The sequence below is a fragment of the Hydrogenophaga aromaticivorans genome (assembly GCF_013387465.1).
GTDB classification, from domain to species: Bacteria; Pseudomonadota; Gammaproteobacteria; order Burkholderiales; family Burkholderiaceae_C; genus Hydrogenophaga; species Hydrogenophaga aromaticivorans.
In genome coordinates, this window is record NZ_VYGV01000006.1 from 555,661 (window position 1) to 574,582 (window position 18,922).

Below are 18,922 nucleotides of genomic sequence, written 5' to 3' on the forward strand. Positions count from 1 at the left end.
ATGACCACCACCCACAACAGCGAACGCGCTGAACAACTGACCATGCTGCGCGAAAGCGCGCTCAGTTTCGTCACCAAAGAATCACCACTCAACCGCGCCCGCGCCCTGCGCCAGCAGATGCCAGGCTACGACCGCCGCTTCTGGGGCGCCCTGGCCGAACAGGGTTGGACCGGGCTGCTGGTGCCCGAACAACTGGGCGGATACGCGCAAGGCTTCACTGAGATGGCCGAGGTCGTCGCCGCGCTCGCCACGCAGGTCGCGCCGGAACCGGTGGTGCCGGTGCTGGTGTTTGCCGGTCGGCTGCTGGCCCATGCGGGTGCCAACGAGCTCTCAACACGTCTGCTGACCGAACTCGCCGAGGGTCGCACCCTGCCCGCCGTGGCCTGGCAGGAAGACGTCACCGGCACGAAAGACCGGCCGGGCCAGGCGGCGACCAGGCTGGAGCGCCAGGCCGACGCCCTGCTGCTCAATGGCTGCAAGCGCCATGTGCGCCCCGGCGCCGGGGCCGACGGCTACATCGTCAGCGCCACCGGCCCCCAAGGTCTGGCCCTGGTGTGGGTGCAGGCCGATGCGGCCGGCCTGACCCTGTCGGGCCAGCCGCTGGCCGACGGCAGCTATGCGGCACAGATCGACTTGAACAGCGTTCGCCTGCCCGCCAGCCACCTGCTGGCCGAAGGGGCCGCCGCCGAGGCCGCGCTGACCCGCGCCTACGATGAAACCCTGGTATTGACCAGTGTTGAACTGCTGGCTCTGGTGCGCAGCATGCTGTCCATGACGCAAGGCTACCTGCGCGCGCGCATTCAGTTCGGCAAGCCGATTGGCACTTTCCAGTCACTGCAGCACCGCGCTGTCGACCTGTTGCTTCAGCAGGAACTGACCGTCAGCGTGATGGAGCAGGCCCTGGCCCTGCTCGACGACCCGGACGCCGACGCCAACGCGCGCTCGGCCATGGCCAGCCGCGTCAAGTCGCGCGCGTCGGACGCCGGCTTGCAAGTGGCGCGCGAAGCGGTGCAACTGCACGGTGCCATTGGCGTCACCGACGAATACGACCTCGGCCTGTATCTGCAGCGCGCCCTGGTGCTGTCCGCCTGGCTGGGCAATGGCACCCAGCAGCGCCGCCGCTACGCCAACCTCACCCAAAACGCCACCGCGCAGGAGCACGCATGAACACCACCGCCTCCACGGCCACCGACTGGAATGCACTCGACAACGCCAGCTTTCGCGCCACCGTGCGCGAATTTTTTGAAAAGCATTTCCCCAGCGAATGGCGCTACCCGCAGCGGCGCCTGCGCTGGTCCGAAATCGGTCACTGGTACCTGAAGCTTTCGGAAAAAGGCTGGGTCGCGCCGAGCTGGCCCACGCAGCACGGCGGCATGGGACTCTCGCCCGAGAAACTCATCATCTTCATCGAAGAGCAGGAGCGCTGGGGCGTGGCGCGCGCGCCCGACATGGGCATCACCATGGTCGGCCCGCTGCTGATCAACCACGGCAACGACGCCCAGCGCGCCTACTACCTGCCCAAAATCATTGCCGGCGAGCACATCTGGTGCCAGGGTTACTCGGAACCCAATTCGGGCTCCGACCTGGCCAGCCTGCGCACCGAGGCGGTGGTCGATGGCGACGATTTCATCGTCAACGGGCAAAAGACCTGGACCACGCTGGCGCAGGACGCCACCCACATCTTCCTGCTGGTGCGCACCGACAAATCGGCCAAGAAGCAGGAAGGCATCAGTTTCCTGCTGGCCGACATGAAAACGCCGGGCATCACGGTGCGCCCCATCCGCAACATCGCGGGCAGCGAAGACTTCTGCGAGGTCTTCCTGGAAAACGTGCGCGTGCCGCGCAGCAGCATCGTGGGCGAGCTCAACAAGGGCTGGACCATCGCCAAGGCGCTGCTCGGCTTCGAACGCATCTTCCTGGGCAGCCCCAAGCAAAGCCAGTACGCGCTGGCGCGCGTGCAGGAAGCCGCGCAGCGGCTCGGCCTGTTCGAAGACACCGGCTTCGTGGACCGCTACACCAAGCTGGCGCTGGACGTGGCCGACCTGGGCGCGCTCTATGGCCGCTTCATCGAGCAGGTCAAACGCGGCGAAACCCTGGGCCCCGATGTCTCCATGCTCAAGCTGTTCGGCACCGAAACCTATTCGCGCCTGGCCGACCTGCTGGTCGATGTCATGGGATCGAGTGGTGGCACGCCCGGATCCACCGCCCTGCCCGGTGGCAAAACCGATGCGTTGACCAGCTTCTACAACGCGCGCCCAGCCACCATCTACGGCGGCAGCAACGAGGTGCAACGCAACATCTTGGCTGCCAGCGTGCTGAAGCTGCCGTCATGAGCGCATCGGGCTATCCGGCATTTGACGGCCCCGGCCCGGACGCTCAGTTCGTGCAGGCGCTGGCGCAAGGCCGCTTTCAGATCCAGCACTGCACGGCCTGCGGCCAGCATGTGTTTTATCCGCGCGCGCTGTGCACCCATTGCGGCTCGGCCCAGCTCGACTGGATTGAACCCAGCGGGGTCGGCTGCGTCTATTCCAGCACCACGGTGCGCCGCAAGCCGCAAGCCGGTGGCGACTACAACGTGGCGCTGGTGGACCTGGCCGAAGGGCCGCGGCTGATGTCGCGCATCGATGGCATTGCGCCTGACCAGGTGCGCATCGGCATGCGCGTGCAGGCGCGCGTGATCGACGATCCGGCCAAGGGCAAGTTGCTGGTCTTCATCCCCGAGGGCGCCACACCATGAGCGCCGCGTCGGGCCGTTCCCAAGCAAGCTCGCACCGCAGTGCGCAGCACGAAGGTCCTCCATGAGCACCACATCTCCCCTGCGCGGCGCGGCCGCCATCGTGGGTGCCAGCCTGGGCGGCGTGCCCATGGCCCCCGGTCGCAGCGCGCTCGAAATTCTGGGCGAAGCGGTGCACGGCGCGCTGGCCGATGCCGGCTTGAAGCTGTCCGATGTCGATGGCCTGTTCACCGGCTCGTCCTACCACTTCCTCGCCGGTCTATCGGTGGCCGAATACCTGGGCATCCATCCCAAGTTCTGCGAAGCCACGATGGTTGGCGGCTCGTCTTATGTGAGCCACCTGCTTACCGCCGCCATGGCGCTGCACACCGGCCAGTGCGAAGTGGCGCTCATTTGCTACGGCAGCAACCAGGGCTCGGGCTTCGGCAAGCTCAAGTCGATGGCCGAAACGCCCTTGTACGAAGCCCCCTACGAGCCGCGCTACCCGATCTCCAGCTACGCGCTGGCGGCCGCTCGCCACATGCACCAGTACGGCACCACGCGCGAGGACCTGGCGCACATCGCGGTGGCGGCGCGCCAGTGGGCGCAACTCAATCCGCTGGCCCATGCACGCGATCCGCTCAGCATCGAGCAGGTGCTGGCTTCGCGTCTGGTGAGCGACCCGCTGTCGGTGCTCGATTGCTGCCTGGTCACCGACGGCGGCGGCGCCCTGGTGCTGGTGCGCAGCGAGCGGGCGCGCGACTTTCCCAAACCGCCGGTCTATGTGCTCGGCGCGGCCGCGGCCACCTGGCACCGCCAGATCGGCTCCATGCCCGACCTGACGGTCACCGCCGCCGCCGAGTCCGGGCCGCGCGCCTTCGCCATGGCCGGGCTGGCCCCGAAGGACGTGGACGTGCTGGAGTTGTACGACGCCTTCACCATCAACACGCTGCTGTTCCTCGAAGACCTGGGCTTTTGCGCCAAGGGCGAAGGCGGCGCTTTCGTGCGCAACGGGCGCATCGCACCGGGGGGCGCGTTGCCGGTCAACACCAATGGCGGCGGCCTGTCGTGCTGTCACCCGGGCATGTACGGCATGTTCCTGCTGATCGAGGCCGTGCAGCAACTGCGCGCCGAGGCCGGCGACCGCCAGGTGCCGAATGCGGAGATCGCCCTGTGCCACGGCAACGGCGGCGTTCTTTCCAGCCAGGTGACGGCCCTGCTGGGCACGGCCGCCACCGTCTGATTTTTCACATCAACAACCAGGAGTCATTTCATGAACAAGGGCAACATGCTGCAAGACAAAGTCGCCGTGGTCACCGGCGCGGGCCGGGGTATCGGCCGCGACATCGCACTGATGATGGCGGCGCAAGGCGCCAAGGTGGTGGTCAACGACATCGGCGCCTCGGTCGGCGGCGAAGGCAATGACGCCAGCCACGGCCAGCAGGTGGTCAACGAGATCAAGGCCGCTGGCGGCCAGGCCGTTCTCAGCACCGACAGCGTCTCGACCTGGCCCACGGCCAACCGCATCATCGAATGCGCGGCCGACACCTTCGGTCGCATCGACATCGTCGTCAACAACGCCGGCATCCTGCGCGACCGCCTGTTCTTCAACATGTCGCCCGAGGAGTGGAGCGCCGTCATCGACGTGCACCTCAACGGCAGCTTCTTCACTTCGCGCGCCGCCGCCCCGCACTTCAAGACGCAGAAGTCGGGTGCCTATGTGCACATGACTTCCACGTCCGGCCTGATCGGCAACCTGGGCCAGGCCAACTACGCCGCTGCCAAGCTGGGCATCGTGGCCATGTCGCGCCACATCGCCGGCGACATGCAACGCTACAACGTGCGTTCCAACTGCATCTCGCCGTTCGCCTGGAGCCGCATGATCGGCGCCATCCCCACCGACACACCCGAGCAGCAGGCACGCGTGGAAAAACTGAAAAAACTCGGTACCGAGCAGATTGCGCCCATGGCCACCTTCCTGGCCAGCAATGCCGCAGCCGACGTCACGGCCCAGATCTTCGCCGTGCGCGGCAACGAGATCTTCCTCATGAGCCAGTCGCGCCCGATCCGCGGCATGCACACCGCCGAGGGCTGGACACCCGAGACCATCGCCGAGCGCGTGTTGCCCGCCATGAAGCAGAACTTCTATCCGCTGGAGAGCTCAAACATCGTGTTCTCCTGGGATCCCGTCTGACGTCATCTGCCATGGCGATCAACTACGAGAAACTGATGGCATGGCCGTTCGAGGACGTTCGCCATCGCTACACCCAGCGCGACACCATGCTCTACGCACTGGGCGTGGGCCTGGGCACCGACCCGACCAACGAGACCGAGCTGCGCTTTGTCTATGAAAAGAACCTGCTGGCGCTGCCCACGCTGCCGGTGGTGCTGGGCTATCCCGGCATGTGGCTCAAGGACCCGGCCACCGGCGTTGACTGGGTGCGGCTGGTGCATGGCGAACAGGGCTTGCGCCTGCACCGGCCGGTGCCGCCCGAGGGTGAAGTGATCGGGCGCACGCGGGTGAGCCAGATCATCGACAAGGGGCCGGACAAGGGGGCTCTGATCTACACCGAGCGCACGGTGACGGACGCCGCCAGCGGCGAACTGCTGGCCACGCTGACCTCGACCACCTTCTGCCGCGCCGACGGTGGCTTTGGCGGCCCCACCGGGCCAGTCAAAACCGTGCATGAGCTGCCCACGCGCGCGCCTGATCACAGCGACGATTTCGCCACCCAACCGCGTGCCGCGCTGATCTACCGCCTCTCGGGCGACTACAACCCGCTGCACGCCGAACCCGCGGTGGCAAGCGCCGCTGGTTTCAAGCAGCCCATCCTGCACGGCCTGGCCACCTACGGCATCGCCGGCTGGGCACTCACCCAGCGCGTCTGCGGCGGCGACCCGAGCGCCCTGCAGTCGCTGGATGTGCGTTTTTCGTCACCCGTTTACCCCGGTGAAACGATACGCACCGAGCTCTGGGTGGATGGCAAGGTCGTTTCCTTTCGCGCCCGCGCCGTCGAACGCGACATCGTCGTGCTGAACAACGGACGCGCCGAGCTGCGCTGACCGTCCTTTGCCTTTCATTTTCGTTTTCGTTTTCAATTTTTTTCAAGGAGCCTCAACATGAACTACGCTGACTTTCAATTCCTCAAGTTCGACCACAAGCCCAACGGCGTGCTGGTCATCACCATCAACCGCCCAGAGGTCATGAATGCCACCAATGGCCGGCTGCACTGGGAGCTGACCAAGATCTGGGGCGTGGTCACTGACGATGCCAAGACCAAGGTGGCGGTCATCACCGGCGCGGGCGACCAGGCTTTCTCGGCCGGCGGCGACCTGGAATGGGTGGCCGGCATGGTCGGCAACCCGAAGGAAATCGCCAACACCATGACCGAGGCTTCGGACGTGGTCTACAACATGATGGCCTGCGACAAGCCCATCATCTCGGCCATCAACGGCGTGGCCGTCGGTGCCGGTCTGGCAGTCGCCTTCCTGGCCGACATCAGCATCATGGCCGAGGAGGCCAAAATTACCGACGGCCATGTCAAGATCGGCGTAGCCGCCGGCGACCACGCAGCCATTCTGTGGCCGCTGCTGTGCGGCATGGCCAAGGCCAAGTACTACCTTATGACGGCCGAGTTCGTGAACGGCAAGGAAGCCGAGCGCATCGGTCTGGTCAGCCTGTGCGTGCCGCGCGCCGAGCTGATGGACAAGGCCATGGCCGTGGCCAACAAGCTGGCCAATGGCAGCCAGCAAGCCATTCGCCTGACCAAGCGTTCGCTCAACGGCTGGATGAACATGGCACGCCCGATCTTCGAGAGCTCGCTGGCGATGGAAATGCTGTGCTTCCTGGGCGAAGACGCCAAGGAGGGCGTGGCCTCGGTGCGCGAGAAGCGCGCGCCCAAGTTCCCCTCGGCCCAGAACTGATTGAGTTCGCTCCTTCTCCCTCTGGGGGAAGGAGCCAGAACGCCCCAACACACAGGAGAACACCCCATGGATTTCGCGCTGACCCAAGAACAACGGATGATCTACGAGTACGGCGACCGTATCTCGAAGGAGTTCGACCACAATTACTGGCGCGGCTACGCCAACAAGAACGAACGCCCCACCGAGTTGTACGAGCAGATCACCAACGACGGTTTTCTCGGCATCATGGTGCCCGAAGCCTATGGCGGTGCCGGCCAGGGCATGACCGAGATGCTGCTGTTCATGGAGGGACTGGCCAACAACGGCATTCCGCTGCTGAACCTGGTTGTCGGACCGACCATGACCATGGGTCTGCTGGCCAAGCACGCCAGCGAGGACATGAAGCGCCGCTTTCTGCCGGGCGGCTGCACCGGCGACATCAAGTTCTGCTTCGCCATCACCGAACCGAACGCCGGCTCGAACTCGATCGAGATCACCAGCATCGCCAAGTCCGACGGCAAGGGCGGCTTCAAGCTCAACGGCCAGAAGGTCTTCATCACCGACGCCAACTGCGCCGACTACGCCATGGTCGTGACCCGCACCACAGCGCGCGCTGACGTGAAAAAGAAAACCGACGGCTTCACCATCTTCATGGTCGACATGAAGAAAAAAGGCATCAGCAAGACGCTGATTGAAGTTGCCTTCCCGGTGCCCGAAACACAATGGCAACTGTTCTTCGACAACGTGGAGCTCACCGAGGCCGATGTGCTGGGCGAAGTCGGCAAAGGCTTCAACATCCTGTTCGACACGCTCAACCCCGAGCGCATCATCCTCTCTGGCTTGTGTACCGGTGTCGGGCGCTTCGCCTTGAAGAAGGCGGTGGCCTACGCCAACGACCGCAAGGTGTTCAACAACACCCCCATCGGCGCCTACCAGGGCGTTCAGCACCCGCTCGCGATAGCCCGTAGCGAGATCGAGATGGCCTCGCTGATGGCGCTCAAGGCCGCCTGGGCCTTCGACCAGGGTCTGCCTGCCGGGGAGTTTGCCAACATCGCCAAGTACGCGGGTGCCGAAGCCGGCATCCATGCCGTTGACGCGGCCATCCAGACCCATGGCGGCAACGGTTTCACCAAGGAATACGGCATTTACGACTTGTACGGTCTGGTGCGGCTGCTGCGCACGGCTCCGTTGAACCGCGAGCTGGTGTTGAACTACATCGCGGAGCATGTGATGGGCCTGCCGCGCTCCTATTGACAGGCCACCATGGGTAACAACGCTCCCCTGCCCGCCTTTGGTGCCCTGGCCGGCCTGAAGGTGATTGACCTCTCACGCGTGCTCGGTGGCCCGTACTGCGGACAGATTTTGGCCGACCACGGCGCGCAGGTCATCAAGGTCGAGCCACCCGCTGGCGACGAGACCCGCGCCTGGGGCCCACCCTTTGCCGACGACGGCACGGCGGCCTACTACAACGGCCTGAACCGCAACAAGCGCGACATCGTGATCGACCTGTCCAAGCCCGAAGGGCGCGAGATCGTTCTCAAGCTGCTGGCGGACGCCGACGTGCTGATCGAGAACTTCAAGATCGGCACGCTGGAGCGCTGGGGCATCGGCTATGAACAGACGCTGCGCGAGCGCTTCCCGCGCCTGATCCACTGCCGGGTCAGCGGCTTCGGCGCCGATGGGCCGCTCGGCGGCGCGCCTGGCTACGACGCGGTGGCACAGGCACTGGGCGGCCTGATGAGCGTCAACGGCACGCCGGACACCGGCCCGCTGCGGGTCGGTGTCCCAGTGGTCGACATCACCACCGGCCTGTCGGCCGTGATAGGCGTGCTACTGGCGGTGATTGAGCGGCAGCGCTCCGGGCGCGGGCAGTTCGTCGAGGCCACGCTGTACGACACCGCCGTGTCGCTGCTGCATCCGCAAAGTGCAAACTGGTTGCAGTCGGGCCAGACACCCAGGCTCAGCGGCAATGCGCACTCCAACATCGTGCCCTACGACAAGTTTCCGACCCGGACCTGCGAGGTCTTCCTGGGCATCGGCAACAACGGGCAGTGGAAAAAACTGTGCGAGTTCCTCGGCCATCCCGACATGGCCAGCGAGCCGCGCTTTGCCACCAACGCCGAGCGTTTTCGCCATCGCGACGAACTGCGCGCCTTGCTAGAGGCGCAGTTGCAAGAGGTGGATGGCGAACAGCTGTGCCGTGACCTACTGGCCGCCGGTATTCCGGCCGGCGCCGTCAGGGCCATTCCGCAGGTATTGACGGACCCCCACACCCTGCATCGGGACATGGTGGTGCAGGTCGAGGGTGTGCCTGGCATCGGCATCCCGGTCAAGCTGTCACGCACACCGGGGCGCGCCCACAGCGCGCCGCCGCGCTTCGGCCAACACACACGTGAGCTGCTGACGGAGCACGGCTACGGCGCCGCCACCATTGATGCCCTGATCGCACGGGGAAGCATCGTAGAACACGTTGCAACATGAACTCTGCCTGCCAGAGATTAGGGGAAACCCCATATACCTAACTAATGTTAGGTGCGAAAATGAAAACTTTTATGCAGAACAGAAAATCGGATCGGCAAGCTGCGCACAGGCAGGTGGTCGACCGTGCTATGTCATAGGCACCCTCAGTGATAAACACCATCAGTACCAAAGAGCAGCGGCCAACTCCGATGAAAGCCAGCAACGCGGCGGCAGTGCCCGCCCTCGAATGCCGAGGGCTGGAGCGGCGATTCGGCGGCCTCGTCGCGTTGAAGGATGCCAATTTGCGCATTGAGCGTGGGGAGATCTTCGGCTTGGTCGGCCCCAACGGCAGCGGCAAGACGACCATGACCAACGCCATCACCGGCTTCTTTCCACCCCAGGTCGGCAGCATATGGCTCAATGGCCGCGACATCACCGGCATGGCGCCGCACAAGGTCGCAGCTCTGGGCGTCGCGCGCACGTTCCAGAACCTGGCGCTCTTCAACGGCATGAGCGTGCTTGACAACATCCTGCTGGGGCGTCACATCCACATGAAGCCCGGCGTGGCAAAAACCGCCCTCTACTGGTGGCTGGGTCGTAAGGATGAGATGGTGAGCCGGCTCAAGGTCGAAGAGATTATCGATTTCCTGCAGCTTCAGAGCGTGCGCGACGAGCTGGTGGACAGCATTCCGATCGGACTGAAAAAGCGCGTCGAACTGGCACGCGCGTTGGTAGCCGAACCCAGCTTTCTGGTTCTTGACGAACCGATGGCTGGCATGAACCAGGAGGAAAAGGAATACATGGCCCGTTTTATTCTCGATGCGCGTGCCGAGCGCAATGTCACTGTGCTGCTGATCGAGCACCACATGGATGTGATCACCGGTATCTGCGACCGCATGATGGTGCTCAGCTATGGTGAAACCATCGGAACCGGTATTCCTGCCGACGTGATGAAGGATGAACGTGTGATCAAGGCCTACCTGGGGGGTGCGCATGCAAAGCACTGAAACCAATACTGCCAAGGGCAGCAAGACCACATGGGATATGGGCACCGACACCACCCTCATCCACATTCTGGCTCGCAACGCCGAGTTGCTGGGCAATCGCGTGGCCATGCGCGAAAAGCACCTGGGAATATGGCAGGAGACCACCTGGTCGCAGATGCTGGATACCACGCTCGCCTGCGCGGCCGGCATGGAAAGCCTGGGTTTTGGCGCAGAGGATGCCTTGCTGGTCCTGGGCGACAACCGACCCCGGCTCTACATGGGCATGCTCGCGGCCGGCGTGCTGGGCGGCTACGCGATGCCCGTCTACTCTACTGCAACACCCGACGAAATCCGTCACTTCATGCATGAGACGCATGTCCGCTTTGTCCTGGCTGAAGACCAGGAGCAAGTCGACAAGGTGCTTGATCTGGGCGATCAGGGTGCAACGATCAAGAACATCATTTACGACGAGCCACGCGGCTTGACCAACTATTCGAATCCCGGACTGATTTCGTGGGAAAAGTTGCAGGCCATCGGTGCAGATCGCTTGCGTGCCGAGCCGAAACTGCGAAATTCCTTGATCGAACGGGCGCTGCCCGACGGACCGGCGGTGTTCGTGCACTCGTCGGGGACCACGGGCAAGCCGAAGGGCGTGGTACTGAGCCACCGCAATTTCCTCGCGGGGGTGCGCAACGCCCATCGCGGGGGCGCCTTCACATTTGGCGAGACCATCCTCGCCTATCTGCCCATGGCCTGGGTGGGCGACTTTGCCATCACGGTCGGCGCCGGTGTTGCGCTGCACTTCACCATCAATATCCCCGAACGCCAGGAAACGGTGCTGCACGACCTGCGCGAGGTGGCTCCCACTTTCTATCTGGCGGCACCCCGCAGCTGGGACAACATGCTGACCACCATCCAGGTTCGCATGGAGGATTCGACGCCGCTCAAGAAATGGTTCTACGATGTTTTCATGAACTCGGCGCTGGCGTCCGAACGACGCAAGCTCGAGGGAAAACAGCCCAGCCTGACAGAGCGTCTGATGCGGCAACTGGGAGAGTGGTTGATTTTCGGACCGATCAAGGACCAGTTGGGCCTCACCCGCCTGCGAGGTGCTTTCACCGGCGGCGAGGCCATTGGCGAAGACACTTTTGTTTTTTACCGCGCACTGGGCGTGAAATTGCGACAGTTCTATGGTCAAACTGAAAGCAGCGCCTTCACTGCCTTGCAGGACACCGAAGAAGTACGCCTGCACACGGTCGGCAAACCGCTGCCCGGTGTGGAAGTCAAGATCGGCGACAACGGAGAGGTCTTGATTCGCTCCGGGAGCGTGTTTTCCGGTTACTACAAACTTGAAAATGCCACCCGTGAAGCACTTGAGGACGGCTGGCTGCACACGGGCGATGCCGGTTATATCGAGCCTGATGGACACATGGTGGTGCTCGGACGGTTGTCGGAGGTGGTGTATACCTCCAAAGGCGAACGCTACATTCCGAACTACATTGAGAACCGCCTCAAATTCAGTCCGTACATCAAGGATGTGGCCGTGCTCGGGAGCGGCCGCGACACGCTGGCGGCCATCATCTGCATCGACATGGAGCCGGTGGGCCATTGGGCTGAGGTACGGGGCATTTCCTACATGTCCTATGCCGACCTGTCGCAAAAACCCGAGGTGATCGAACTGGTCACGGCAGCGGTCAAGCGCGTCAACAGCATCCTGCCAGACGGGTTGAAACTGCATCACTTCGTGTCCTTACACAAGGAGTTCGACCCCGACGACGGAGAGGTCACGCGAACCCGCAAGCTGCGCCGCAACGTGGTCGAGGAGCGTTATGCGCCCATCATTGATGCGATCTACGGCGGCCAGCAGACGGTCACGATGAAGGCGCAGATCACGTATGAATCCGGTGAAGTCGGCACCATCGAGCGCCAACTCTCGGTGCAGGAGATTTAAATTATGGATTTTTCACTGTTTGCCGAATTGGCCATCAATGGCGCGCTGTCGGGGCTCATGTATTCACTGGTCGCCATGGGCATCGTGATCATCTACAAGTCATCCTCGGTGCCCAACCTGGCGCAAGGTGCGATGACCATGCTGGGTGCCTATGTCGTGCTGGCCATCGCCAATGGATTGGGCGTGTCGATGTGGGTCGCCATCCCGCTGGCCATGGGAACGATGTTCTTTGTCGGAATGGGCATCGAGCGGGTGGCGTTGCGCCGGCTGGCGGGCCGCCCCATCATCATGATCCTGATGATGACACTGGGGCTGGACATTTTTATACGCGCGACAACAATGGCCATCTGGGGCGGCTCTGGCCTTCCGCTGTCCATTGGCATCAGCGACGACCCGCTGTTTCTGGGGCCGGTGCTGCTCAGTCGGGCTTATGTGGTGGGCGCCGTGGTGGCCATCGCGCTGTTTTTGGTCTTGATGTTCTTCTTTCGCACGCGCAGGGGCATTGTTCTGCGCGCCATCTCCGACGATTACATCGCGTCGTGGTCGATCGGTATTTCGGTTGAACGCGGGGTGGCGTTTTCCTGGGCCATGTCCTCGGTTCTGGCCACCACGGCCGGCGTGTTGTGGGGCTCGGTTCAAGGGGTCAGCCAGGCGCTGGCGCTGCTTTTGCTCAAGGGCTTGACCGTCGCCGTTTTGGGCGGTCTTGACAGCATCGGCGGCGCCATTCTGGCCGGCTTGCTGCTGGGCCTTCTTGAAGGCGTTGCATCTGGCTATCTCGACCCCTTGGTTGGCGGTGGCAGCCGCGACCTGGTGGTTGCCACAATACTGATTCTGACCATCCTGATTCGGCCGCATGGCCTGTTCGGGCGCCACGACATTGAAAGGATCTGAAGGTCATGCTATTTCGTCAATCAGGAATTTTCCATACCAATTACGCCAACGCGCGCTCGCTTTTTCCGCTCCCCGCGGATCGCTGGATGATCGGCTTGTTGCTGGCCTTTGCGTTAACTGCGCCATTCACCATGAGCACGCTCGTCCTCAGCACCCAGCTGTTACCGTGGCTGGTGTGGACTGCGGCCGTGCTCGGCTTGAACCTGATTCTGGGCTGGACCGGACAGTTCCACTTCGGCTATGCCGCCATCATGGGCATCGGCGCCTACACGGCGGTGCACGGCGTACGCAACGGCATTCCCTGGGAGATCGCGATGGTGCTCGGCGGCGTGATGGCCGCTGTGATCGGCATCGTTTTCGCTTTCGCGGCGCTGCGCGTGAAAGGCCTGTATCTGGCGCTCAGCACGCTGGCCCTGCAGTTCGTGATGGACTGGGTGATCTCCCACGTGCCGGCCATCAGCGGCGGCACCCAGGCCACACTGCAGGCACCTGACATCAGCCTGCTCGGCCAGGCCATCACCTCGGATACCGGACTCTATTACGTGGCGCTGGGCTGGTGCCTGATCGTCACCGTGTTCATGCTCAACTTGCGCCGCACCGGGCTTGGCCGCGCGCTCATTGCGGTGCGTGAAAAGGACTTCGCTGCGGCGGTCATTGGCGTGCACAGCCTGTATTACAAGCTGGTGGCGTTCGCCACCTCGTCCTTCATTGGCGGCATCAGCGGCGCCATCCTGATCTTCACCTTCTACCGAGCAGCCACACCGGAGCAGTTTGCCGTCAATGTCTCCATCGAGTTGCTGGCCATGGTGATCGTCGGCGGACTGGGCAGCATCATCGGCAGCTATTTTGGGGCCGCCTTCATTCTGTTGATGCCCGGCCTGATGAACAGTCTGATCGGCTGGCTGGCGCAGCTCCTGGGCATCTCGCTCGGGATCGAAACGCTGGCCCACATTCCACATGCGGTTTATGGCGCGCTGATCATTATTTTCCTGCTGGTTGAGCCTATGGGGCTGGGCAAGATGTACACCAATCTGCGCAACTACCTGCTGGTCTGGCCCTTCGGCTACGCCCGAAAGTAAAAACGACATCATGGCGACTGACAACTTGACTTCCACCCCAACGCTGATGCAAAACCAGACTGCGGAACCTGCCTTGATATTGTCACTGAACAATGTCGAGGTCATCTACGATCATGTATCGCTCGCCATCAAGGGCGTTTCGATCGATGTGCCGCAAGGCGCCATGGTGGCACTGCTGGGCGCCAACGGCGCTGGCAAAAGCACGACGCTGAAGTCGATCAGCGGCCTGCTGCGCCCTGAGCGCGGCCTGGTAACCCGCGGTGAGGTGCAATTCCTGGGTCAGAACATCGATGCGCTGGCGCCGCAGGAGCGCGTCAAGCTCGGTATCGTGCATGTGCTGGAAGGGCGGCGTGTGTTCGAACACATGACGCCTGACGAAAACCTGGTGGCGGCCTCGGCGGTTCGTGGCACCCGCCAAGACATGCTGCGTAACAAGGATATGGTTTACAGCTACTTCCCGCGCTTGCACCAGCGGCGCACCGCGCAGTCCGGCTACCTGTCAGGCGGCGAGCAGCAGATGCTCGCCATTGGCCGTGCCTTGATGACGCAACCCAAGCTGCTGATGCTTGACGAGCCGAGTCTTGGTCTCGCGCCTTTTCTGGTGGCCGAGATTTTCGACATTGTCCGGCGCATCAACAATGAAGAAGGTCTGTCCGTTCTGCTGGTGGAGCAAAACGCAATCGCCGCTCTGGAGGTCGTCTCGCATGGCTACATGATCGAGAACGGACGCGTGGTGATGCATGACAGCGCAGAAGCCATGAAGAAAAATCCGGACATCCAAGAATTTTACCTCGGCGGCACCGAAGGCCGCAGTTTCCATGACATCAAACACTATAGCCGGCGCAAACGTTGGCTGACCTGACCCCCCGTGGTTACCTTGTCCACGTCGATACCTGATTTCACGTTCAGTCATGGGCCGTACTGTACGGCGTGCCCGTTGGACTTTTTTTTCTATCCGTACGATTATTAGGAGAAGAGACATGAGATCCAAGTTGCTTTCCATCGTCGCAGGTCTGGGATTGGCGTTTGCCTGTCTGCAGTCTGCACAGGCGCAAGCCCAGCCCGTTAAATTCGCGCTGTGTTATGACCTGAGCAAGTCATACGGCTTTGTGACGCCACAAATCGCCCAGGCGGCGAATGACTATGCCAAGATATTGAACCAGAAAGGCGGCATTGAAGGCCACCCCATCGAGATACTGGTTCAAGACCATGGCAACGAGCCGCAGCGTGGCATCGAGTGCTACGAAAAGATGAAACGCGAAGGCGCCATTGCCTTTGATTTCCTGTCCACGCCGGTTTCCCGCGCCGTTCTGCCGCGCGCCATGGCGGATGGCAATGTGATGGTGCAATCCTTTGTAGGTCGTGGCGATGCGGTCGATGGTGATGTGTTCAAGTGGATTTTCCCCATTGGGCCGACCTACTGGGGTCAAATGGCCAACAATATCCACTACATCAAAACCAAGTCCAACAACAACCTCAAGGGCGTGAAGATTTCGTTCATCTACCCCGACTATCCGTTCGGGCAGGAACCGATCGGCGTGTTGAAGACACTCGCGGCCAAAGAGGGCTTTGACCTGCAGTTGGTTCCCAACCCGATGCCGGGCAATGACCAGGCCGCCGCTTGGTCCCAGATCCGCCGCAACAACCCCGACTGGGTGATCAGCTGGAACCTGGCCGGCATGCACGTCGTCGCCTCGCGCGAAATGAAGCGCAACGGCATCCCGATGGACAAGTACCTTTCCGTCAATTGGCTCAACGAAGTTGACCTTGCCAACATTGGTCTGGAAAACGCAAAAGGCCTCAAGCGCGGCACCAACGTGACGGGTGGACAGAGCCACCCGCTGATGCAGCAGATCATCAAGGACCTGTATGAGAAAAACAAGGGCAGCGGTGACCGCAAGCATCTCAACGATGTTTACTACAACACTGGTCTGGCCATCTATGCCAGCGTTTTCGAGGGCGCTCGCCTGGCCATCAAACAAAATGGCTGGCCCATCACGCCTGACAAAATGAAGCGCGGTCTGGAAAGCTTGAAAAACTTTGACGCCGAAGGCCTGCTTGCCCCCGTAACGGTGACCACCAAGGACCATGGCGGCGGAGGCAAGACCCGCATCGACATGTGGGATGGCGCCAAGTGGGTGCCTCAGACTGACTGGTTCTCGGCATATGACGACGTGATCCAGGACATCGTGAAGAAAGAATCTGGCGAGTTCGCCAAGAACAAACAGTAATTGCCTTCCCTTGGGATGGTTCACGGTCAGGCGCGTTGCGCACTGACCGTGAACCATCCCATCTTGTTTCTCGGATTTTCATCCCTCTCTTGAATCGACAGGTGGCAGCCTATGCCACAGTGGATTGCAGTGGTAGCTGCCAGGCGCACCATCCAACACAGGAAATCTCGCCCCCTGATCTAACTATCGTTAGATAGTTATAATTTCATCCTCACCAATGTGGCGCCAAAAGCGCAAGGAGCAATCAGTATGGATCTCGAACTAAAAGGAAAATCGGTCATCGTCACGGGTGGTGGCTCGAACATTGGCCGCGGCATCGTGCTCGGCTTCGCCGCGGAAGGCGCCAACATCACCATCGGCGACATCGACGACAAGCAGGCGCAAAAGACGGCAGAACTTGCGCTGGCGAGCGGCGCGGCGTCGGCGCAGGTTGTCAAGACCGATGTCACCCAACTTGACCAGGTGCAAGCCATGTTCAAGGCGGCCACGGACAAGTTCGGCGGCGTCGATGTCCTCGTCAACAACGTCGGCTGGGACCAGTTGATGTTCTTCACGCAGACGACCCCCGATCTGTGGCAAAAGATCATCAACATCAACTACCTCGGCGTACTCAACTGCACCAAGGCCGCGCTTGAAGTCATGGTTCCTCGCAACGCCGGCTCCATCGTCTCCATCAGCTCTGACGCCAGTCGGCAAGGTGAGCCACGTGAAGCGGTGTATGGCGGCGTCAAGGCCGCCATCAACAGCTTCATGAAAACGATCGCCAAGGAAAACGGTCGTTATGGCATTCGCTGCAACGTGGTCTGCCCCGGCGTCACTATCCCCAGTACCACCGACGAAGTGGGCGGAAGCAGCATGTGGATCGATGCCGGCAGCATGTTCACGCCGGAGCAACTGGAAAAAGTCGCCAAGGCGCTGCCACTGCGCAAGGTGGGGCGGCCACAGGATATTGCCAATGCGGTCGTCTTCCTGTCTTCAGCGAAGGTTGCGGGCCATGTCACCGGACAGGTTCTTTCAGTGTCTGGCGGTTACAGCATGATTGGGTAAATGCCCGGGCACGGTCGAAAGACATGCGGCATTGAAATAGCAGACAAAAAGGAAAACCCATGGAATTCAAGGACATCCTCTACGAAGAACTCGACTCGGTGGCCTACATCGCGATCAACCGCCCCGAAGTGATGAATGCGTTTCGCGGCCAGACCGTCGAGGAACTGCTGCAGGCATTCATGAAAGCAGGCTGGGACAAGCGAATCGCCGCCATTGTGCTCACGGGAACGGGTGACCGTGCTTTCTGCACCGGCGGCGATCAGTCGGCTCATGCCGGCCAGTACGACGGCCGCGGCACCATCGGCATCCCGGTGGAAGAGTTTCACAGCGCCATTCGTGACGTACCCAAGCCCGTGATCGCCCGCGTGCAGGGCTACGCCATTGGCGGTGGCAATGTCTTGGCCACCTTGTGCGACATGACCATTGCCTCGGAAAAGGCCGTGTTTGGCCAGGTCGGCCCAAAGGTTGGCTCGGTCGATCCTGGCTGGGGCACGGCGTACCTGAGCCATGTGGTTGGAGAAAAAAAAGCACGCGAGATCTGGTACATGTGCCGCCGCTACAGTGCGCAGGAAGCCCTGGCCATGGGGCTGTGCAACGCCGTCGTGCCCCACGACCAGCTCGACGCCGAAGTCGTCCGCTGGTGCAAGGAAATTGTCGAAAAAAGCCCGACCGCTCTGGCGATCGCGAAACGCTCTTTCAACGCATCCACCGAGCACATTCGCGGGATCGGCAGCCTGGGACTTCAAGCGCTGAGCCTGTACTACGACACGGCAGAGTCCAAAGAAGGCGTGAGCGCTTTCCTGGAAAAACGCCGGCCTGATTTCAGGCAGTGGACCAACGGGAGCAAGTGAGCAACCCCTTGCGACGCGCCAATGCACGAGTCTGCCCCTTCGACCAAAGCCAAGTTTGATACGATTTGCTTTTTTTTGGATCTAACTAACGGTCAATATGAAGCCAAGTACAGAAGCAAAGCTCAGCAAAGATAACGCAGATGGCCCCGCTACACGTGAACGGGTGCTGCTCGAAGCTGCACGGCTGTTCAGGCATCATGGCTATGCGGCAACTACTTTGCGCGAGGTTGCGGATGCTGCCGGCGTCAAAGCCGGCAGCATCTACTATCACTTCGAATCGAAAGAGCAGATCCTGGGCGAGGTACTGGACAAAGGCATCACCATCGTCGCCGATGCCGTGCGCACCCGTGTTGCGGCTCTTCCCGAAAGTGCACCCTGGCGAGACCGAATCGCCGCTGGCATTGAAGGCCATCTCTGGGGAATGCTGCATTATGGCGACTTTACGTCAGCCAACATCCGCATCTACGGCCAAATCCCGACCAGCGCAAAAAATCGCCACCGGATCGTGCGGCGGGCTTACGCAGACTATTGGGATCGGCTGTTCGAATCAGCGCTCGCCAGCGGCGAGTTGCGCCAGGACACCAGCACGGCCATGATTCGGCTTTTCGTGATTGGGGCATTGAACTGGACCGTCGAGTGGTACAACCCCCAACGAGGCTCTTTTCAGGATTTCTCACGCCAAATCACAGCGATCGTGTTCGATGGAATTCTCATGCATGACAAAGCATAGCCGCAATGCATTGCCGGCAACTTCAATAGGCCGGGCCGAGAGACGGACAACCATGGTCCCCATGTCGCCTACGTGGCTCA

At 61.8% G+C, this 18,922-nt stretch carries 18 protein-coding genes; all 18 read left to right on the plus strand.

The window, feature by feature from the left end:
* Nucleotides 1–1,167 (plus strand): acyl-CoA dehydrogenase family protein, encoded by a 1,167-nt coding sequence (locus F3K02_RS06975; RefSeq protein ID WP_177134620.1) that lies wholly within the window; start codon nucleotides 1–3, stop codon nucleotides 1,165–1,167.
* Nucleotides 1,164–2,333 (plus strand): acyl-CoA dehydrogenase family protein, encoded by a 1,170-nt coding sequence (locus tag F3K02_RS06980; protein WP_177134622.1) that lies wholly within the window; start codon nucleotides 1,164–1,166, stop codon nucleotides 2,331–2,333. Before F3K02_RS06975 ends, F3K02_RS06980 begins: the two co-directional genes overlap by 4 nt.
* The gene (locus F3K02_RS06985; RefSeq protein WP_177134624.1) at nucleotides 2,330–2,737 is read left to right on the plus strand and encodes a Zn-ribbon domain-containing OB-fold protein; all 408 of its coding nucleotides are present in this window, start codon (nucleotides 2,330–2,332) and stop codon (nucleotides 2,735–2,737) included. Before F3K02_RS06980 ends, F3K02_RS06985 begins: the two co-directional genes overlap by 4 nt.
* Nucleotides 2,738–2,798: 61 nt before the next feature.
* Nucleotides 2,799–3,956, plus strand: coding sequence for a thiolase (locus tag F3K02_RS06990; protein WP_177134626.1), 1,158 nt, complete (start codon nucleotides 2,799–2,801; stop codon nucleotides 3,954–3,956).
* Between the two features lie 30 nt (nucleotides 3,957–3,986).
* Nucleotides 3,987–4,907 carry an SDR family NAD(P)-dependent oxidoreductase gene (locus tag F3K02_RS06995; RefSeq protein ID WP_177134629.1) on the plus strand — a complete coding sequence of 307 codons (921 nt, stop codon included), beginning with the start codon at nucleotides 3,987–3,989 and terminating at the stop codon, nucleotides 4,905–4,907.
* Nucleotides 4,908–4,918: 11 nt separating this feature from the next.
* Nucleotides 4,919–5,776 (plus strand): MaoC/PaaZ C-terminal domain-containing protein, encoded by an 858-nt coding sequence (locus F3K02_RS07000; protein WP_177134631.1) that lies wholly within the window; start codon nucleotides 4,919–4,921, stop codon nucleotides 5,774–5,776.
* A 57-nt stretch (nucleotides 5,777–5,833) separates the two neighbouring features.
* Nucleotides 5,834–6,637 carry an enoyl-CoA hydratase/isomerase family protein gene (locus F3K02_RS07005; protein ID WP_177134633.1) on the plus strand — a complete coding sequence of 268 codons (804 nt, stop codon included), beginning with the start codon at nucleotides 5,834–5,836 and terminating at the stop codon, nucleotides 6,635–6,637.
* Between the two features lie 66 nt (nucleotides 6,638–6,703).
* Entirely contained in the window at nucleotides 6,704–7,870 is a 1,167-nt protein-coding gene (locus F3K02_RS07010; RefSeq protein ID WP_177134634.1) for an acyl-CoA dehydrogenase family protein, read from the plus strand.
* Between the two features lie 9 nt (nucleotides 7,871–7,879).
* On the plus strand, nucleotides 7,880–9,097 hold the full coding sequence (locus F3K02_RS07015; protein ID WP_056278232.1) for a CaiB/BaiF CoA transferase family protein: 1,218 nt from the start codon (nucleotides 7,880–7,882) through the stop codon (nucleotides 9,095–9,097).
* 188 nt (nucleotides 9,098–9,285) lie between these two features.
* Nucleotides 9,286–10,083 (plus strand): ABC transporter ATP-binding protein, encoded by a 798-nt coding sequence (locus F3K02_RS07020; RefSeq protein ID WP_127806040.1) that lies wholly within the window; start codon nucleotides 9,286–9,288, stop codon nucleotides 10,081–10,083.
* Nucleotides 10,070–12,013 (plus strand): AMP-dependent synthetase/ligase, encoded by a 1,944-nt coding sequence (locus F3K02_RS07025; RefSeq protein WP_127806041.1) that lies wholly within the window; start codon nucleotides 10,070–10,072, stop codon nucleotides 12,011–12,013. The genes F3K02_RS07020 and F3K02_RS07025 overlap by 14 nt, the downstream gene beginning before the upstream one ends.
* 3 nt (nucleotides 12,014–12,016) lie before the next feature.
* The gene (locus tag F3K02_RS07030; RefSeq protein ID WP_056278238.1) at nucleotides 12,017–12,904 is read left to right on the plus strand and encodes a branched-chain amino acid ABC transporter permease; all 888 of its coding nucleotides are present in this window, start codon (nucleotides 12,017–12,019) and stop codon (nucleotides 12,902–12,904) included.
* A gap of 131 nt (nucleotides 12,905–13,035) precedes the next feature.
* Nucleotides 13,036–13,983: a branched-chain amino acid ABC transporter permease gene (locus F3K02_RS07035; RefSeq protein WP_235501455.1), complete on the plus strand. Its 948-nt coding sequence runs from the start codon at nucleotides 13,036–13,038 to the stop codon at nucleotides 13,981–13,983.
* A 10-nt stretch (nucleotides 13,984–13,993) separates the two neighbouring features.
* The gene (locus F3K02_RS07040) at nucleotides 13,994–14,845 is read left to right on the plus strand and encodes an ABC transporter ATP-binding protein (RefSeq protein ID WP_177134637.1); all 852 of its coding nucleotides are present in this window, start codon (nucleotides 13,994–13,996) and stop codon (nucleotides 14,843–14,845) included.
* 118 nt (nucleotides 14,846–14,963) lie between these two features.
* Complete coding sequence (locus F3K02_RS07045; protein WP_177134639.1) at nucleotides 14,964–16,214, plus strand: ABC transporter substrate-binding protein; 1,251 nt, start codon at nucleotides 14,964–14,966, stop codon at nucleotides 16,212–16,214.
* A gap of 249 nt (nucleotides 16,215–16,463) precedes the next feature.
* On the plus strand, nucleotides 16,464–17,261 hold the full coding sequence (locus F3K02_RS07050; RefSeq protein WP_177134641.1) for an SDR family NAD(P)-dependent oxidoreductase: 798 nt from the start codon (nucleotides 16,464–16,466) through the stop codon (nucleotides 17,259–17,261).
* A gap of 59 nt (nucleotides 17,262–17,320) precedes the next feature.
* Complete coding sequence (badI, locus tag F3K02_RS07055; protein WP_177134643.1) at nucleotides 17,321–18,112, plus strand: 2-ketocyclohexanecarboxyl-CoA hydrolase; 792 nt, start codon at nucleotides 17,321–17,323, stop codon at nucleotides 18,110–18,112.
* Nucleotides 18,113–18,209: 97 nt separating this feature from the next.
* Nucleotides 18,210–18,842, plus strand: coding sequence for a TetR/AcrR family transcriptional regulator (locus tag F3K02_RS07060; protein WP_127806046.1), 633 nt, complete (start codon nucleotides 18,210–18,212; stop codon nucleotides 18,840–18,842).
* The last annotated feature ends 80 nt before the right edge of the window (nucleotides 18,843–18,922 follow it).

Coding starts and splice junctions, on each gene's coding strand:
- F3K02_RS06975 (WP_177134620.1), top strand. CDS start 1: ATGACCACCACCCACAACAGCGAACGCGCTGAACAACTGACCATGCTG.
- F3K02_RS06980 (WP_177134622.1), top strand. CDS start 1,164: ATGAACACCACCGCCTCCACGGCCACCGACTGGAATGCACTCGACAAC.
- F3K02_RS06985 (WP_177134624.1), top strand. CDS start 2,330: ATGAGCGCATCGGGCTATCCGGCATTTGACGGCCCCGGCCCGGACGCT.
- F3K02_RS06990 (WP_177134626.1), top strand. CDS start 2,799: ATGAGCACCACATCTCCCCTGCGCGGCGCGGCCGCCATCGTGGGTGCC.
- F3K02_RS06995 (WP_177134629.1), top strand. CDS start 3,987: ATGAACAAGGGCAACATGCTGCAAGACAAAGTCGCCGTGGTCACCGGC.
- F3K02_RS07000 (WP_177134631.1), top strand. CDS start 4,919: ATGGCGATCAACTACGAGAAACTGATGGCATGGCCGTTCGAGGACGTT.
- F3K02_RS07005 (WP_177134633.1), top strand. CDS start 5,834: ATGAACTACGCTGACTTTCAATTCCTCAAGTTCGACCACAAGCCCAAC.
- F3K02_RS07010 (WP_177134634.1), top strand. CDS start 6,704: ATGGATTTCGCGCTGACCCAAGAACAACGGATGATCTACGAGTACGGC.
- F3K02_RS07015 (WP_056278232.1), top strand. CDS start 7,880: ATGGGTAACAACGCTCCCCTGCCCGCCTTTGGTGCCCTGGCCGGCCTG.
- F3K02_RS07020 (WP_127806040.1), top strand. CDS start 9,286: ATGAAAGCCAGCAACGCGGCGGCAGTGCCCGCCCTCGAATGCCGAGGG.
- F3K02_RS07025 (WP_127806041.1), top strand. CDS start 10,070: ATGCAAAGCACTGAAACCAATACTGCCAAGGGCAGCAAGACCACATGG.
- F3K02_RS07030 (WP_056278238.1), top strand. CDS start 12,017: ATGGATTTTTCACTGTTTGCCGAATTGGCCATCAATGGCGCGCTGTCG.
- F3K02_RS07035 (WP_235501455.1), top strand. CDS start 13,036: ATGAGCACGCTCGTCCTCAGCACCCAGCTGTTACCGTGGCTGGTGTGG.
- F3K02_RS07040 (WP_177134637.1), top strand. CDS start 13,994: ATGGCGACTGACAACTTGACTTCCACCCCAACGCTGATGCAAAACCAG.
- F3K02_RS07045 (WP_177134639.1), top strand. CDS start 14,964: ATGAGATCCAAGTTGCTTTCCATCGTCGCAGGTCTGGGATTGGCGTTT.
- F3K02_RS07050 (WP_177134641.1), top strand. CDS start 16,464: ATGGATCTCGAACTAAAAGGAAAATCGGTCATCGTCACGGGTGGTGGC.
- badI (WP_177134643.1), top strand. CDS start 17,321: ATGGAATTCAAGGACATCCTCTACGAAGAACTCGACTCGGTGGCCTAC.
- F3K02_RS07060 (WP_127806046.1), top strand. CDS start 18,210: ATGAAGCCAAGTACAGAAGCAAAGCTCAGCAAAGATAACGCAGATGGC.